This window comes from Vibrio sp. 1727 (assembly GCF_033344415.1).
Lineage (GTDB): Bacteria > Pseudomonadota > Gammaproteobacteria > Enterobacterales > Vibrionaceae > Vibrio > Vibrio alginolyticus.
This window is the reverse complement of record NZ_JAWPOT010000681.1, coordinates 1-515: the sequence shown is the minus strand read 5'-3', so window position 1 is coordinate 515 and position 515 is coordinate 1. Positions and strand designations below refer to the sequence as shown.

The 515-nt window shown below is 50.3% G+C and carries 1 pseudogene; it reads right to left on the bottom strand.

Annotation, left to right across the window (positions count from 1 at the left end):
* Window positions 1-476, bottom strand: a pseudogene (locus R8O10_RS27580) (hypothetical protein); the annotation flags it as partial.
* Between the last annotated feature and the right edge of the window lie 39 nt (window positions 477-515).

Below are 515 nucleotides of genomic sequence, written 5' to 3'. Positions count from 1 at the left end.
CATAGAGGCAATAGTAAAAGCAAAGGCCACCAGCTGTGTTTTTCTGAGCGTTTCCAATGCGTTGCTGCCCACCACATGACCACAACAGACAACGTTTGAACCACGGTCACCCAAGCTGAACCATCAAGCTTACCGCCTTGTTGCGTGACCATCAGCCCTACTTGTAAGGTAATCACAATCAAACCGGTGGTAAGGAGAACGCCAAGAGAGCTGCGATGTGAGAACACCACCATAAGTAACGGGAATAGAATCAGCACGCCTACAGACAACGCAATGGGCTGCATCGAAAGCGTCGCGCCAAACACCATCATAGCGCCGAGCAACACTAAGCCAGCAAAGCCACCTTGAGGCAACAGCCATAATGCCGGGATCATGAGCGCGAGTACTGGGATTTCGCCCTCACTCAAACTCATCGCTCGAGCACACACAACGGCAAGAAAAGTTGTGATGAAAAATTGAAGTGTTGAAAAAATCATAGCGCCTCCTGGCTTCCCCACCTACTTGGTAACTCAACG